The organism is Microbacterium sp. Z11_20 (assembly GCF_057197605.1).
In genome coordinates, this window is record NZ_JBXVOQ010000004.1 from 25,425 (window position 1) to 40,061 (window position 14,637).

14 protein-coding genes and 1 tRNA gene are annotated in these 14,637 nt (G+C 67.6%); 5 read left to right on the forward strand and 10 right to left on the reverse strand.

Annotation, left to right across the window (positions count from 1 at the left end; all coding sequences use genetic code 11):
* Nucleotides 1-77: 77 nt before the first annotated feature.
* Entirely contained in the window at nucleotides 78-1,406 is a 1,329-nt protein-coding gene (locus tag AC2DFQ_RS10585) for an MFS transporter (protein WP_484533864.1), read from the reverse strand.
* 115 nt (nucleotides 1,407-1,521) lie between these two features.
* On the opposite strand from AC2DFQ_RS10585, the gene AC2DFQ_RS10590 reads away from it, so the two are divergent.
* The 3 genes from AC2DFQ_RS10590 (at nucleotide 1,522) to AC2DFQ_RS10600 (ending at nucleotide 4,893) form a co-directional block, all read left to right on the forward strand.
* The gene (locus AC2DFQ_RS10590) at nucleotides 1,522-1,761 is read left to right on the forward strand and encodes a hypothetical protein (protein WP_484533865.1); all 240 of its coding nucleotides are present in this window, start codon (nucleotides 1,522-1,524) and stop codon (nucleotides 1,759-1,761) included.
* A 466-nt stretch (nucleotides 1,762-2,227) separates the two neighbouring features.
* Complete coding sequence (locus tag AC2DFQ_RS10595; protein WP_484533866.1) at nucleotides 2,228-3,388, forward strand: alcohol dehydrogenase catalytic domain-containing protein; 1,161 nt, start codon at nucleotides 2,228-2,230, stop codon at nucleotides 3,386-3,388.
* On the forward strand, nucleotides 3,385-4,893 hold the full coding sequence (locus AC2DFQ_RS10600; RefSeq protein WP_484510205.1) for a CoA-acylating methylmalonate-semialdehyde dehydrogenase: 1,509 nt from the start codon (nucleotides 3,385-3,387) through the stop codon (nucleotides 4,891-4,893). The genes AC2DFQ_RS10595 and AC2DFQ_RS10600 overlap by 4 nt, the downstream gene beginning before the upstream one ends.
* A 150-nt stretch (nucleotides 4,894-5,043) precedes the next feature.
* On the opposite strand, the gene AC2DFQ_RS10605 is transcribed toward AC2DFQ_RS10600, so the two are convergent.
* A complete protein-coding gene (locus tag AC2DFQ_RS10605; RefSeq protein ID WP_484533867.1) occupies nucleotides 5,044-5,646 on the reverse strand; it encodes a DUF998 domain-containing protein in 603 nt (200 codons plus the stop codon).
* 532 nt (nucleotides 5,647-6,178) lie between these two features.
* Nucleotides 6,179-6,547 carry a winged helix-turn-helix transcriptional regulator gene (locus AC2DFQ_RS10610; RefSeq protein WP_484533868.1) on the reverse strand — a complete coding sequence of 123 codons (369 nt, stop codon included), beginning with the start codon at nucleotides 6,545-6,547 and terminating at the stop codon, nucleotides 6,179-6,181.
* A 65-nt stretch (nucleotides 6,548-6,612) separates the two neighbouring features.
* Here AC2DFQ_RS10610 and AC2DFQ_RS10615 point away from each other — a divergent pair, with 65 nt between their 5' ends.
* A complete protein-coding gene (locus AC2DFQ_RS10615) occupies nucleotides 6,613-8,817 on the forward strand; it encodes an LLM class flavin-dependent oxidoreductase (protein ID WP_484533869.1) in 2,205 nt (734 codons plus the stop codon).
* A 265-nt stretch (nucleotides 8,818-9,082) separates the two neighbouring features.
* On the opposite strand, the gene AC2DFQ_RS10620 is transcribed toward AC2DFQ_RS10615, so the two are convergent.
* From AC2DFQ_RS10620 to AC2DFQ_RS10635, 4 genes are all read right to left on the reverse strand, one after another.
* Nucleotides 9,083-9,979: a nucleoside hydrolase gene (locus tag AC2DFQ_RS10620; RefSeq protein ID WP_484533870.1), complete on the reverse strand. Its 897-nt coding sequence runs from the start codon at nucleotides 9,977-9,979 to the stop codon at nucleotides 9,083-9,085.
* Nucleotides 9,980-9,998: 19 nt separating this feature from the next.
* A complete protein-coding gene (locus tag AC2DFQ_RS10625) occupies nucleotides 9,999-10,184 on the reverse strand; it encodes a hypothetical protein (RefSeq protein WP_484533871.1) in 186 nt (61 codons plus the stop codon).
* Between the two features lie 27 nt (nucleotides 10,185-10,211).
* Nucleotides 10,212-10,340 carry an ABC transporter permease subunit gene (locus AC2DFQ_RS10630; protein WP_484510614.1) on the reverse strand — a complete coding sequence of 43 codons (129 nt, stop codon included), beginning with the start codon at nucleotides 10,338-10,340 and terminating at the stop codon, nucleotides 10,212-10,214.
* A gap of 124 nt (nucleotides 10,341-10,464) precedes the next feature.
* Nucleotides 10,465-10,890 carry a winged helix-turn-helix transcriptional regulator gene (locus tag AC2DFQ_RS10635; protein WP_484533872.1) on the reverse strand — a complete coding sequence of 142 codons (426 nt, stop codon included), beginning with the start codon at nucleotides 10,888-10,890 and terminating at the stop codon, nucleotides 10,465-10,467.
* Between the two features lie 41 nt (nucleotides 10,891-10,931).
* Between AC2DFQ_RS10635 and AC2DFQ_RS10640 the strand changes: the two genes are divergently transcribed.
* Nucleotides 10,932-11,783 (forward strand): enoyl-CoA hydratase/isomerase family protein, encoded by an 852-nt coding sequence (locus tag AC2DFQ_RS10640; protein WP_484533873.1) that lies wholly within the window; start codon nucleotides 10,932-10,934, stop codon nucleotides 11,781-11,783.
* 243 nt (nucleotides 11,784-12,026) lie between these two features.
* Here the strand turns inward: AC2DFQ_RS10640 and AC2DFQ_RS10645 are convergent, their stop codons facing one another.
* The 3 genes from AC2DFQ_RS10645 to AC2DFQ_RS10655 form a co-directional block, all read right to left on the reverse strand.
* On the reverse strand, nucleotides 12,027-12,977 hold the full coding sequence (locus AC2DFQ_RS10645; RefSeq protein WP_484533874.1) for an SDR family NAD(P)-dependent oxidoreductase: 951 nt from the start codon (nucleotides 12,975-12,977) through the stop codon (nucleotides 12,027-12,029).
* 542 nt (nucleotides 12,978-13,519) lie between these two features.
* Nucleotides 13,520-13,610: transfer RNA gene (locus AC2DFQ_RS10650), tRNA-Ser, on the reverse strand.
* Between the two features lie 75 nt (nucleotides 13,611-13,685).
* Nucleotides 13,686-14,525 carry a class II glutamine amidotransferase gene (locus AC2DFQ_RS10655; protein ID WP_484533875.1) on the reverse strand — a complete coding sequence of 280 codons (840 nt, stop codon included), beginning with the start codon at nucleotides 14,523-14,525 and terminating at the stop codon, nucleotides 13,686-13,688.
* Nucleotides 14,526-14,637 lie beyond the last annotated feature (112 nt).

Here is a 14,637-nt window from a genome sequence, read left to right on the forward strand (position 1 = left end):
CGGGGCCGACGGAAAGCGGGGCAGGGCCGGTTCGTCACCGGTCCCGCCCCGCTTCTCGTGGGGGTGGATGCTGCGCGTCAGCGGTTGAGCAGCGCCGCCGTCTCGCGGGAGGCGCCGTCGGCGGTGGCGGCCTGACTGGCACGGATGCGGGTGTACCCGACGACCGCGAGGATCGAGGCGACTCCGGCGACCGTCGCCATGAGGGCTACCGGGACCCACGACTGGGTCGCCGCGAACAGCGCCGCCGCGACCAGCGGCACCGGCGCGCTGAAGACGAGCGCGCCCAAGGCGTTGGATGCGGCCACGCCCGAGTAGCGGTATTCCACCGGGAACAGGTCGGCCACCATGCTCGAGAGCACCGAGTAGGTGGTGACGTGGCCGATCAGCAGGGTGGCGAGCACCGCGACGAAGACGAGGACGAGGTTGCCAGTGTTGACGAGGGGGAAGAAGAGGAACCCCAGCGCGAGCGCGGCCACCGCTCCGATGGTGAAGATCCTCGCCGGTCCGACGCGGTCGGCGATGTTCGCCACGACGGCGAGCGCGACGGTATCGACGAGCGCGGCCATCATGATGACCAGCAGCACCGTGCCCTGCGGCAGGCCGAGCACCGCCGTGCCATAGGAGACGAAGTAGGTGCCGACGATGTAGAACACCACGTTCACCGAGGCGTTCAGACCGATACCTACCAGCAGCGGGAACTTCGCCCGCTTGGCCACCTCCAGCAGCGGGGTGCGCGCCTGGCGGCCGGAGGCCTTGACCTTCTGGAACTCGTCGGACTCAGCCACGCCCATGCGGATGACGAAGCCGATCAGCACGAGCACGAATCCGGCGAGGAAGGGGATGCGCCACCCCCACTCCAGCCGCGCTTGCTCGGGCAGGAGCGAGACGAGCGTCATGACTCCGGTGGCGAGGACAAGACCGATGGGGCTGCCCATCTGCGGCGCCGCGCCGTACAGGCGCCGACGCGCGGGGGGCGCATTCTCGACCGCTACCAGCACGGCGCCGCCCCACTCGCCGCCCACTGCGAGCCCCTGCGCGAGGCGCAGGACGATGAGCAGCGCGGGTGCGAGCAGGCCGACCTGCTCGTACGTCGGGAGCGCACCGATGAGACCGGTCGAGATGCCCATCAGCAGCAGTGTCGTGATGAGCGTCGCCTTGCGCCCGACGCGATCGCCGAGATGACCGAACACGAAGGCGCCGATCGGGCGGGCGAAGAAGGCGACTCCGAAGGTGCCGAAGGCGATGAGGGTTCCGAGCACCGGGTCGGAACCCGAGAAGAACACGGCGGGGAAGTAGAGAGCCGCGGCGGTTCCGTAGATGAAGAACTCGTACCACTCGATGGCGGTGCCGACCAGGCTCGAGACCACGGCGCGACGTCCCTGCGTCGCCGACCTCGTTGCGCTCATGGGACTTCCTTTCGAACTTCATTGTTCCGTTCAGAGGAACGCTAGTCCCCGCTGAGATCCGAGGAAAAGCTAGCACATACCTGACCGCGTCGGAGTATATGGTCCCATGAATCGAATGTTAAGCAATCTCGTTTCTTCCAGCGAAACGAGTCGCTCTTACCCGCACCGCCTGGATGGTCGCACGTGGTTCCACGCGGGCGACTTCCGCGAGTGTGGCTTCATCAACGCGTTCGGCGAACTCGGCGGGCAGGACGAGAACGTTGCCGCCGCCGTCCGCGAACACAAGGCGTCCTTCCAGCGCCGCGTCGCCGAACTCGCCAAAGAAGCTGGCGGCTCCCCTGCCCTCTGGCGGTGACGGTGGGATGTGAACCCTTATCGGATCCCGTTTCAGAGATGCGTCAGGGTTGGGTCTACGAGCCGCGATAGCGACTCGTTCCGGCCGCATGGCGCAAGCCTCGTGCGACGACATCTTCAGCGAAATGGGGATAGGGCTTCGCGCTTGAGGCGCCGCGGAAGCTCCTCATGGGTTGAAGCTATGCGACGAAAGGTGGCACGTGCAATCGGCCTGGTCCGGGTGAGTGCGCTTACTACCGGGTGCGCTTCCGAGCCCGGTGCAGATTCCCGAGGATGCCGACGTGGATGGCGTGAACGTGGGACAGGTGCCCGCCGTCGACGCTCAGGAGGTAGAGATTTGGGGTTGTTCTCGCGGAGCTTGTCGAACTAATACTTCGCCGTCCGCCAGGATAAATATCGCTCCCGCGTCATATCCAGCTCGACTGGCGCTCCACTAGATCAAACGATTGCCCCTGGAAGGACTCGACGTGCCCGACGCCGTGCATCCCCTGCCTGCCACCATGAGCGCTGCCATCTGGAACGGCGACTCCGCATCGCTCCGTATCGAACAGATTCCGGTACCGCGCCCCTCCGCAGGCGAAGTGCTCGTCCAGGTTGCCGCCTGCGGCGTCTGCCACACCGATCTGCACGTCCTCAAGAGCGAAGTGGCCTTCCCCGCGCCCGCCGTGATCGGACACGAGATCAGCGGAATCGTCGCGGAGGTCGGCGCGTCGGTGGACGGGTTCGCCGTGGGCGACCGGGTCGTCGGCGCCTTCATCATGCCCTGCGGGTGGTGCGATCAGTGCCTCCGCGGTCGCGACGATCTGTGCACCACATTCTTCGGCGAGAACCGGCTCAAGGGCAATCTCCTGGACGGCACGTCGCGCCTGACGCGATCGGATGGCTCCCGACTGTCGATGTACTCGATGGGAGGGATGGCCGAGTACGCCGTCCTGCCTGCGACGGCGCTGGCCGCCTTAGACCCCGCGCTGGCGCTGGAGCAGTCCTGCGTGCTCGGGTGCGCCGCGTTCACCGCCTACGGCGCAATCGCCGCCGCAGGCCTCGAGGCGGGTGAGTCCGTGGCGGTTGTCGCGGTCGGCGGCGTGGGGTCGAGTCTCGTCCAGATGGCCGCTCACGTCGGTGGCGCTCCGGTCATCGCACTAGACGTCGCCGACGACAAGCTCGAGGGCGCCCGCGCGCTCGGAGCCACCGACACGGTGAACATCCGCGTCGAGGACCCTGTCACGGCGGTCCGCGCGATCTCCCCCGGGGGTGCGGACGTCGTCTTCGAGGCGCTCGGCCGCCCGGAGACGTTCGAGCTCGCGCACTCCCTCCTGGCGGACGGGGGACGGATGATAGCCGTCGGCATCGCCGCGGGACAGGCGACGGCGGCCATCCCAATCACCCAGCTCGTGCGTCGCGGGCAGACCATCCGCGGCTCTTTCGGCGCGCGCACCCGCGGCGATCTCCCCGCGGTGGTCGCCGTCGCCGCCGACGGCGGATTCGACGTCGAGCGGGTCGTCACCCGCACGTACTTCCTCGCCGACGCCGACGCGGCCTACCAGGACCTCGCCGCCGGACGCATCACGGGGCGCGCCATCGTGGTGATGGGCGCCGTTCACCCTGACCCCGAAAGCGACAATTCATGACGTCACCAGAACCGCAGACCATCAGCCACTGGATCGACGGGGCTCCGCACCCGTCGAGCTCGAACCGCACCGCGCCGGTGTACGACCCCGCGCGAGGGGTCGTCACCAGCAGAGTGGTACTCAGTGACGACGCCGATGCGGAGGCCGCCGTCGAGGCCGCCGCCCGCGCCTTTCCGGGATGGCGCGACACGTCGCTGGCACGCCGGCAGGCGATCGTCTTCCGCTTCCGGGAGCTGCTGGCTGCGCGCAAGCGCGACCTCGCCGCGATCATCACCGGCGAACACGGCAAGGTGCTCAACGACGCCGAGGGCGAGGTACAGCGCGGACTGGAGGTCGCGGAACTGGCCACGGGATTTCCTCACCTGATCAAGGGCGACTACTCCGACAACGTCTCCACCGGGGTGGATGTCTTCACGTTGCGGGAGCCGCTGGGCGTCGTCGGGATCATCAGCCCGTTCAACTTCCCGGCCATGGTGCCGTTGTGGTTCTTCCCCATCGCGATCGCTGCTGGCAATACGGTGATCCTCAAGCCCAGCGAACGCGATCCCTCCGCCGCCATGTGGCTCGCGGAGTTGTGGAAGGAGGCAGGGCTCCCCGACGGCGTGTTTAATGTGCTGCACGGCGACAAGTCCGCCGTGGATGCTTTGCTGCAGCATCCACAGATCGAGGCCCTCTCATTCGTCGGGTCCACCCCCGTCGCCCGCTACATCTACACCGAGGGCGCCCGCCACGGCAAGCGCGTGCAGGCTCTGGGCGGCGCTAAGAACCATATGCTCGTGCTGCCCGACGCCAACCTCGACCTCGTGGCCGATCAGGCTGTGAACGCCGGCTACGGCTCGGCCGGCGAACGGTGCATGGCGATCTCAGTCGTGCTCGCCGTCGAACCGGTGGCTGATGTCCTCATCGCCAAGATCCGCGAACGGATGTCGGGCCTGCGGACCGGCGACGGGAGGCGATCGGTCGACATGGGGCCGTTGATCACTCGCGAGCACCGCGACAAGGTCGCCTCCTACATCGACATCGCGGAGCAGGACGGCGCGTCCGTGGTGGTCGACGGGCGGGATACGCAGGTCGACGGTGACGCCGACGGCTTCTGGCTGGGTCCGACCCTGCTTGATCGGGTGCCGACGACCAGTCGCGCGTACCGCGAGGAGATCTTCGGACCGGTGCTCTCCGTGATCCGAATCTCCAGCTTCGAAGAGGGAGTCCAGCTGATCAACTCGGGCGAGTTCGGCAACGGCACCGCCCTCTTCACCAACGACGGTGGAGCGGCGCGGCGGTTCCAGCGCGAGGTGCACGTCGGCATGATCGGCATCAACGTGCCCATCCCGGTCCCCGTCGCGTACCACTCCTTCGGCGGCTGGAAGAACTCGTTGTTCGGCGACGCGAAGGCGTACGGCCCCCGCGGCTTCGACTTCTACACGCGCGAGAAGGCGATCACATCGCGCTGGCTCGACCCCGCTCTCCATGGCGGGATCGACCTCGGATTCCCTCAGCAGGCATAGCTCTCGAACGCTCATCGAACGCGCTGCGAATAGTCCGCGTAGTTTCGACTGCGAGAAGCGGGACGAATCCACCCTGATCACCCTCCTCACGGAGGCTGACCCGGGGGGGGTTCTCCGTCGACTGGGACCGAGGTTCTGAAACGTTGCTCGTCACACCGCGGACAGCACGTCGGCAGCCGCGAGCACCACCCATCCCAGGTAGGCGAGAACGCAGAACCTGTCCGGCCATCCGATTCGGATCTCAGGCGAGCCGCCCTGCCCGCGGGCGGGGGCAGCGGCGATGAGGAACCACACCAGGCCGGCCAACGGAACAACGAATGCGATCGCGAGCGTCCAGCCGCGCGCGGACGCCACTCCGACCCCGGCCAACAGCGCGGCAAGGGGAAAGCCGGCGAGCAACACACCGCCCAGCACCGTGTGCGCCCTGCCCACGGGCGTGGCCTGAGCGCGCGGAGTCATGATCGGATCGGCGTCGATGAACGCGGCACCGAGCGCGCCCAGTGCCACAGCGGCAAGGCCGATGGTCCACGCGCCGCCGAACGGCCACAAGGCGAAGCACGTCGCCGCAAGGCCGATGGCCATCGTGACGAACGCGAGGCGCATCACCCACCCGAATCGCCCGACGGAGTACTCGCTGATCATCCGCCACGAGGGGTCGTACCCGGGCTCCAAGACGTGAAGGACCGCAATCAGCCCCACTGTGATCCCGCCGGCGACGAACACCGTGACGGCGGCGATGGCTGCGACGCTCACTTTCGGACAGCCACCCCTTCAGCGACCACGCGTATCCGCTGCGCTCTTCCAACCCCCATTGAACGGGATGGAAACCACCCTCTGATCAGGGATTATTGCGGTGACGCTGGGATTTGAACTCTTATCGGATCGAACTTCAGCGGTTCGCGCCGACGTTACTTCCGTGTCGTTCCGCAACTCGCGACCTTTCGCCGGTACGCAATGGTAGCGCTGGAATGTCCTCAGCTTTGCCCACGGCTTGCTCACGGCAAAGAACCCGCGCGCGGCTTCTGCTAACGCGGGCCGCGATCGGCTGACGCTGCCCCGAGCCGACCCTCGATGCCACACCGACCTCGCCGTCGAAAGAAACTCCCAGTCGCGATGCATTATGACGACCGCGTTCGCGGAAGCTCCGGCCGAGCGTAGGAGTTCGTACCTCGTCATGATCTACGAGCACTAACGACACCCGCGTCAGCGTGATTCCGTCAAGCGCGACGACTTTCGCCGCCCACCGGGTGCACTGTTGCCGGCTGACGCAACTGCGGATAGGCGCTTAGTCCTCGAAGTCGTCCCAGCGCTGCACGAACCCCGAGATCGGCTCGATGGCCGACAGAAGGTCGTTGCCGCGCTCGGTCAGGTGATACCGCACGCTGACGGGGATGGTCGGGATGACCTCTCGCTCGACCAGCTGCGCCGCACCGAGCTGCCGCAGGCGCACGGTGAGCATGCGGGCGGACAGACCGGGGACCGCGGTGAGGATCTCGCTGAACCGTTCCGCCCCGCGGGCGAATGCGAGGAGGATGCCTGCCGACCAGCGCTGACCGACGACCTCGAGCATCTCACCGGCCCGCTGGCAGTCCCGCTCGTCGGCGTGTTCCCATGCGGTCGTCTGCTTGGCAGGGGAGGCGGATGTCGCAGTCACTTACTCATGGTAAGTGGCTTACACGACGTTTGCATCGATTCCGCGAAGAAGCACAGCATGGCCGCATGCCTGATTACGGTCACCCGTTGAAGTTCGGGAGCTTCATCACTCCCCGAAACGACATCCCCCAGCTCCCCGTCGACCTCGCGATCCTGAGCGAGGAGGTGGGCCTCGACGTCGTTACCTTCCAAGATCATCCGTACCAGCCCACGTTCCTCGACACCGCGACACTGCTGACCTGGGTCGCGGCGCGCACCTCCCGCATCCACGTCTCAGCGAACGTGCACAGCCTGCCGCTGCGCCCCGCCGCCGTGCTCGCGCGCGCGAGCGCCAGCCTGGACCTGCTCAGCGGCGGCCGCGCTGTTCTCGGACTGGGGACGGGAGGGTTCGGCGGCCCCATTGCGGCGATGGGTGGCCCCGATCGCACCGTCGGTCAGGCCGTGAGCGCCCTGGACGAGGCCATCGATGTCATCCGCGGTATCTGGGCCGGCAACGACCCGACGCCGCTGTACGTGAACGGCGAGTACTACCAGATCACAGGCGCCAAGCGTGGGCCGAACCCGGCCCACGACCTGCCGATCTGGGTGGGCGCCTACAAGCCGCGCATGCTTCGGCTCGTCGGACGCAAGGCCGACGGCTGGCTCCCGAGCCTGCCGTGGCTGGAGATGGGCGTAACGCGGGCGAACGAGATCATCGACGAGGCGGCCCGCGGCGCCGGGCGCGACCCGCGCGACATCGTGCGGCTGCTGAACATCTTCCCCCAGACCACCACCGACGAGCTTGCCCGGCTCGCGATCGAGGACGGTGTGAGCACCTTCATCGTTGCGAGCGATGACCCCGCCGAGATCCGCCACTTCGCACAGGTGGTCGCGCCCGAGGTGCGCGAGCGTCTCGAAGAGCACCGGGCGCGCGAGGCGACGCCGGGAGGCGGCGGTCGGCCGGTGCCGAGCTTCGAGGGTGACGACGTACCGGAGTCGCTCGCCGCGTCCGCGCTCGCCCCGGGCCAAACGGGGTACACCCGATACACGTCCGGGTACTTCCGCGGTGCGCGCCCGGGTCTCGTACTGCGGCCGAAGACGCCGGCGCAGGTGCAGGATGCTGTGCGTTTCGCTGCCCGTCACCGCGACGTGCCGCTGGGCATCCTCAGCGGCGGCCACGGACTGTCGGGCCGCTCGCTCAACAACGAGGGCATCGTGATCGCCGTCGACGCGCTGAACAGCATCGAGATGCTGGGAGGCGGGCATTTCCGGACCGGGCCGGGCGCCGACTGGGCCGAGGTGGCCCGTGCGCTCGCTCCGCACGGGCTCGCGCTCACGGCGGGAGACTACGGCGGCGTGGGGATCGGGGGCCTCGCCACCGCCGGCGGCATCGGCTGGTTCGTGCGCGAACACGGACTGACGATCGACCACCTGCGCTCCGTCGACGTCGTCACTGCGGACGGCGCGCTCGTGCGGGCCAGCGCGGATGAGAACCCGAACCTGTTCTGGGCGATGCGCGGGGCGGGCGCGAACTTCGGCATCGGAGTGTCGTTCGAGTTCGAGGCGCACCCCCTCGGCCCGTCGGTCGGCTTCGCGATGCTCACGTACGCGGTCGACGACATCGCCGGGTTCCTACAGGACTGGGGGACGGCGCTGGAATCGGCGCATCCCAGCGTCACCGGAACGCTCATGATCGCCGCGCGCGGGCGGGGAGCGGGCCCAATCGCCGTGCAGGCACTGCTCGTGGTCGACTCGGACGACCCCAACACTGTCGTAGAGCGACTGCAGCCCTTCGCCCCGCTGGCACCGCTCGCGAGCCAGTCCGTGCAGTTGGTGCCGTACTCCGCCCTGCTGGAGACGCCCCCCGGTGACCAGCAGCAGGGCCGCGGCGAACCGCACTCGCACTCCGCGCTGTCCCGCCATCTGAGCGAAGAAGTCGCCGCCGCTCTCGCCGACCTGCTCGGAGCGGATTCGCCGTTCATCCTCTCGGTACGCTCCGCCGGCGGTGCGGCCGGGAACACCGCGCCGGATGCCACCGCCTACGCCTGGCGCAGCGCGAACTTCCTCATCGCGACCCTCGGTGGACGCACTCCCGACTTCGAGGCACGGTGGAGGCGAGTACGCGACCGCGCGGAGGGCATGTACTTGAGCTTTGAGACTGACACCGGCCCCGAGGCTGTCGCCCGCGCTTTCCCTCCCGCGCACCTAGAGCGGCTGCGTGACCTCAAGCGTCGCTGGGACCCGACGGGCCTGTTCCGAGACAACTTCTACATCGTGCCCGCGGAGGGCTGAGCTGACCCCCATCCGCCCCACGGGCCGCGACCATCCGGTGACAGGTCACGTCCGGTGGGGGTGGGGGCGAAGGTGCCTAAGGTGACGACTCGTGAGCGCCTGCATTGATCTCGAAACCCGGGGTTCTGCTGTCATTCCGCGGCAGCAGCACGCGAACTTTCGTCAACTTTGCCCACGAGCTTGCTCACGGGTGGAGGGAGATCTCCATCCAGTTCCGCCGCAACCGCGAGGTGCCGCGCGAACACCTCGCTTCACCCGATTCTTCTCACCGCTGCACCCCGCTCTCTTGCCGCGCGTTCGCGCTTCCGGCGCAGACTATGCGTCGAACGATCTCACTCCGGACCGACTCAGGATCGGCGGTATCGAGCACGACGACGTTCCCGGTGGTCTCGAAGTCTGGGTTCGTCACCCCGTCCTCCTGGACGCGAACCGACGCCGATCGCTCGGTGAACAGTTCAGGTCGCGCGAGCCACAGAGCGAGGATCGGGTCGTGCGGTGTATTCCGGTCCTCGCCATTGAATTTCCACCACACGCCGATCTCGTCGGCGATGACCTGCCCGAAGGGGCCGGCGTCCGCGATCTGCTGCACGTCGTGCCGATCGAGCGACACTTTGGTCGTGAGGTCGAGCCCGCCCGCAACGATGCGCATGCGAGAGACGAACACACGTCGCGCCGCGTCGACGTCGCTCAGGATGTTGTGCTCAGCGGCCGCACCCACTCGGAAGTCTCCCCCCATGACGACGAGCCGCCGCACGTTGCGCTCGAACTCCGGGTCTTCGTCGAGTGCTGCGGCGATATTCGTCAGCGGACCGATGGCGAGCACGTCGAGCGACCCGGGATTGGCCGCCGCAGCCGCCACGAGCGCGCCCACTCCGTCGTCGTCCACGGTCTCGTGCTCCAGGTCTGGGAACAGCGCTCCTTCATGGCCGGCCCACCAGACGGCTCGGCCGCTGCGGGTCGACTCTGTCCCGGCGGCGATGGAAGGAACATCCTCGACCGCCGCGATCCTCAGATACCGACGCGTGAGCTGGGCCCGCAGCCGGGTGTTCCCGTAAACCGTGGAAACACCCACGAGGTGCAGCTCGGGCGAACCCAGGATGAGCGCCAGCGCCAGCGCATCGTCGACGTCAGAGCCCATGTCGGTGTCGAGAAAGAGTGTCATAGTGTCCGTTCTGTGATTATCAGCCCTTGCTCCCGGTGGAAGCGAGGGAGGCGGTGAAGTGGCGCTGGAAGACGAGCAGCAATACGAGCGGCACGATCGTGAGGAGAACGGCGCCGGCGAAGATCGCGCCGAAGTCCACCTGCTGCGAGGTGGCCAGGTTAGCGAGCGCGATGGGCCCGAGCATGACCGACGGCCGCGTCGCCACCAGCAGCGGCCACAGATAGGTGCCCCGTTAGGAGAGGAAGAGCGTGAAGCCCGCGCCGATCAGGGCCGGTCGCGAAAGCGGCAGATAGATGCGCCAGAAAATGCCCCACCAGGACAGGCCGTCCATTCGCGCCGCTTCGCCCCATCCCGCGGGGATCCCGGTTTACGGCAGGCGGGGCGGAAAGACGCCACGCAATGATTCACGCGAAGCGGCAGGTGCGCACTGAGCAGCAGGGCGACCGGGCCCGAGCGTGATCTGTCAGGGCACGCCCCGGGTGGAGTCAGCTGATCGAGCTGGTCTCAGTGGGGGTGGCGCTGGCTTCCTCGTCATATGCATCCCTGTGTCGTTCGACTTCGGCGAGGTGGTCGACCGTCCAGGCGCGCAGGGTCAAGAAGGGCTCCTCGAGCGTGCGACCCAGTGGCGTGATCCGGTACTCCACGGCAACCGGGCGTTGCTTCAGCACCCGACGCTCGACGAGGCCGTTGCGTTCCAACCGTCGTAGCGCCTGCGTCAGCGATTTTTGAGTGATCCCGTCGAGCTCTCTCCTGAGCTCGTTGAAGCGTTGCGGCTGCTGGCACAACGCGGTCAGCAGCAGCTGACCCCACTTGTCCAGGAGCTGATCCAGGAGCTCCCGCTGCGGGCCGACGATGGTCCCGAGGTCAGTCTGATCCTCGCGGATACCAGGTTTCTTTGAAGTACCTGCCATGTACCAGGTATACCCGATATACCCCAATCCAAAGGAATCCCATGACCGAACAGTCCCTGCCCAGCCTCCATCTCAAGCGCCAGGACGGAGTGCTGTGGGTCTCGATGGATGTTCCGCCCGTCAACCTGATCACCGCCCAGCTCCTCGTCGACCTGGACGCCGTCGCTGCATCGGCCGAGAACGATCCCGACCTGCACGTCATCGTGGTCCAGAGCGCCAATCCGGAGTTCTTCATGGCACACGGTGACCTGTCGTTCGTGGCGGACCCCGCGACGTACGCCGCCCTCCCGATCGCCGAGGAGACGCTTGTCGGGACGGGCCCGATGATGCGGCTCCATGAGCGCTGGCGGCGTCTACCTCAGACCACCATCGCCAAAGTGGCGGGACTCGCCCGCGGCGGTGGATCCGAGCTGGCTTCCAGCCTGGATCTGCGATTTGCTGCCCTCGAGACGGCGGCCTTCGGCCAGTTCGAGGCGCTGATCGGCATCGTTCCCGGATCTGGTGCAACTGCTCATCTACCCCGCCTTGTGGGTCGCGCTCGCGCCCTCGAGATCGTGCTGACGGGCGGGCTCGTCGACGCGGCGACTGCCGAGCGGTGGGGATGGGTGAACCGAGCTCTGCCCGCCGCAGAGCTGGACGAATTCGTCGACCGGGTCGCACTGACCATCGCGACCCTGCCGGAGGGTGTCCGCGCCGCGGCGACCGAAGCAATCGACGCGGCCGACGGCACGCTCGAGGACGCACTGCGCGCGGAAGACCGCCTGCTCGGGGAAACGTTCACCCCCGCGTCTGGAGAGCTTGCCGCGGCAGCGCTCGCGGCCGGGGTTCACACGCGCGAGGTAGAGCTGAACCTCGAAGAGGTCCTGCGGGCGAACCTCGTCCGCCACTCGTGACGATCCGCTCTGCCGCTGGTCGGCTGGCGTTGGAGGCGTCGAAGTCGGAGTCGGTGTCGGCTTCTGGGACGTCTTGCTCAGGAGCCGTTCCGATCTGAGACACAAGCCCTGCGCTACCCGTAGCTCGGGAGTTCGCGGGGCCCACAACGGCGAGAGAGTGCGCTGCGGCTACGCCGCGTGAGCGACGAGCGCCCGGCCGATCCGATTCGGCAGGGCGCTCGATCTGTGTAGAGACCGCTCAGTTCAGTTGTCGGCTTGAAGGACCGGGCCGAGGAGCATGCCTCCGTCGACGAGGTAGTCCGCGCCGGTGATGAATGCGGCGTCGTCGGACGCCAGGAACAGCACGAGCTTGCTGATCTCCTCAGGCTGCGCGGTGCGGGTGGTGGCGAACTGGTCCAGCGACACGTTCTGGATGGCGGGCCGCTCGCCGGGCGCGACGGGCTCGGTGATCAAGGGTGTGTCCACCACTCCGGGGCTGATGGAGTTCACACGGATGTTGTCGCGCGCGAGCTCCATCGCGGCTGTCATGGTCAGCCCACGGACACCCCACTTGCTGCTGACGTAGGGGGCGAACATTGGTGTTCCGACGTGGCCTTGGTTTGAGGCGACGTTCACGATCGCGCCGCCACCGGCGCGGACGATCGACGGCCCAACGGCGCGGATGCCGAGGAACAGGCCTTTCAAGTTCGTATCCAGGACACGGTCCCACTCGTCGGGGTCGGAGTCGGCAATGGTGTGGGCGGTGTGGACGATGCCTGCGTTGTTGATCAGGATCGAGATCGGTCCGAACCGCGCCTCCGCCGCGTCGACGGCGGCCTGCCAGGCATCGGGGTCGCGGACATCGAGCTCGACAAACAGCGCGTTGTCGAGCTGCTGGGCGGTGGCGTTGCCTTGCTCTGTGCGGAAGTCGGCGAGGACGACGTTTGCTCCTTCGGCAGCGAACGCACGCGCGTGGGAGGCGCCCTGGCCCCGCGCGGCACCGGTGATGAAGACGGTCTTGCCAGCGAATCGCGACATGGTGTTTCTGCTTTCTTTGTAGGGGTTGCGGTGCGGGAGATGGTCAGATGAAGGCGCCGCCGGAGACTTCGATGCGTTCGGCGGTCGTCCAGCGCAGGTCGTCGGATCGATCGCCCGCCTCACTGCATCGTCCACAACCATCTCCGGTAAGTAATCATTTACTTTATCGTGGATCATGTCAACCCCATGACGAAACGATCGGAGGGGCTTGCCGTGACGAGACCCTCAGCCGTGCCCCGGGCGCGCGATGCCGCCGCCACGCGTGCTCGAATCCTGGAGGCCGCGTGCACCGAGTTCGCCGCCGCCGGGTACGCCGGGCAGTCGGGTCGATCGCACCGCCCCAGCCGCGGATTTCAACGTGCGGATGATCTCCGCCTACTTCGGGGACAAGAGCGGCCTGTACGCTGCCTGCTTCCGCCACACCATCGGCACGATCGCCGCCGACATCCCACCCCGTGTCTGGACTACGTCGCCCCAGCCCTCGGCCGCGCGCGATCCGTCGCGGGCGTGCGCGTCCAGGAAGGTGGACAGCCTGTCCGTAAGCCCGACAGGCGAGCCCCCAACACTCAGGCCGCCCGGGCTAGGCCCCGGCTGGCGAGGGCCCCGCTAGCTTTCCGTTCACGCAACGGTCTTGCTCAAATCTTGCTCACGAGGCGTTCCCGGCCAAGACGAAAGCCCCGCGATCCCAGTGTTCACATGGGTTCGCGGGGCTTCTACGCTGGCGGTGACGGTGGGATTTGAACCCACGGTAGGGGGTTACCCTACACAACTTTTCGAGAGTTGCACCTTCGGCCGCTCGGACACGTCACCGCCGACGAGTTTATGCCACACTCCCCCGCGCCGCCAATCGGCCGGGTCAGGTCGCCGATGCCGACCCGCCACCGGTCACGCCGCGAGGAACGGTTCGTGGTGATATCCCGAACGGTCCACGACGATCACCGTCGCCTCCGGCACCTCCAGGAAGGCGCCGGGGAGATCATTGAGCGGCTCCGAGACGATCATCCGGGCCTGGTCGCCGAACCGGGACAGACGGTCGAGGCCGGGGAACATGCGGCGGAGGGTCGGCATGTCCGCGGAGTGGAACAGGGTCGGCGATCGGCCGTCCGAGGAGTACCGGAACGCCCAGAGCCTTTCACCGTCGGCGATCGCGACCGTGCCGCGCACGGGAGACGACACCCCGGCGGCCCGACCGGTCTCCTCGACCGTCCGGATCGCCTCCGCCATCGCCCGGATGGGGTCATCGGCGAGCCCGTACGTGAGAGCGAGGTGGAACAACACCTCGGAGTCGGTGGTTCCGAGGATCAGCGGATAGAGCAGCGGGTCGATGGCGAGGACGAGTTCGCGCTGGATGAGCGAGAACCCGTCGATCGCCCCGTTGTGCATGAACAGCCATCGGTCATGCCGGAAGGGGTGGCAGTTGGTCCGTTGGATGGGGGGCCCGGGCGCCGCTCGCACGTGTGCGAAGAACAGCGGGCTGCGCACGGCCTGGCAGATCTCGCGGAGGTTCTCGTCGTGCCACGCCGGCTCGACATCCCGGAAGAGCCACGGATGCGGCGGGCCATCAGCATGCGCGGGGTACCACCCGAGCCCGAACCCGTCGCCGTTGACGGTCTCCGTCCCCATGGGCGAGTTCAGCGACATCGCCACCACGGAGTGCTGGGGGTCCAGGACGAGGGACGAGGGCTCCAGAGGCTCCCCCGAATAGGCCAGCCAGCGGCACATCATCGCTCCGACTCTCGGCGGTCGCGTGCGCCGGACGGCCGCCCGCTCGGGGGCATCGTACGGCGGGCATGCCCCCGCCGCCATGGCTTCAGGATGCCGCCCTCCGCCTCGTCGG

What these genes read in the sequence shown, in the direction of transcription:
- AC2DFQ_RS10615 (WP_484533869.1), top strand. Translation starts at nt 6,613, where the DNA reads ATGCCTGATTACGGTCACCCGTTGAAGTTCGGGAGCTTCATCACTCCC.
- AC2DFQ_RS10600 (WP_484510205.1), top strand. Translation starts at nt 3,385, where the DNA reads ATGACGTCACCAGAACCGCAGACCATCAGCCACTGGATCGACGGGGCT.
- AC2DFQ_RS10645 (WP_484533874.1), bottom strand. Translation starts at nt 12,977, where the DNA reads ATGATCCACGATAAAGTAAATGATTACTTACCGGAGATGGTTGTGGAC.
- AC2DFQ_RS10590 (WP_484533865.1), top strand. Translation starts at nt 1,522, where the DNA reads ATGTTAAGCAATCTCGTTTCTTCCAGCGAAACGAGTCGCTCTTACCCG.
- AC2DFQ_RS10640 (WP_484533873.1), top strand. Translation starts at nt 10,932, where the DNA reads ATGACCGAACAGTCCCTGCCCAGCCTCCATCTCAAGCGCCAGGACGGA.
- AC2DFQ_RS10655 (WP_484533875.1), bottom strand. Translation starts at nt 14,525, where the DNA reads ATGATGTGCCGCTGGCTGGCCTATTCGGGGGAGCCTCTGGAGCCCTCG.
- AC2DFQ_RS10620 (WP_484533870.1), bottom strand. Translation starts at nt 9,979, where the DNA reads ATGACACTCTTTCTCGACACCGACATGGGCTCTGACGTCGACGATGCG.
- AC2DFQ_RS10635 (WP_484533872.1), bottom strand. Translation starts at nt 10,890, where the DNA reads ATGGCAGGTACTTCAAAGAAACCTGGTATCCGCGAGGATCAGACTGAC.
- AC2DFQ_RS10585 (WP_484533864.1), bottom strand. Translation starts at nt 1,406, where the DNA reads ATGAGCGCAACGAGGTCGGCGACGCAGGGACGTCGCGCCGTGGTCTCG.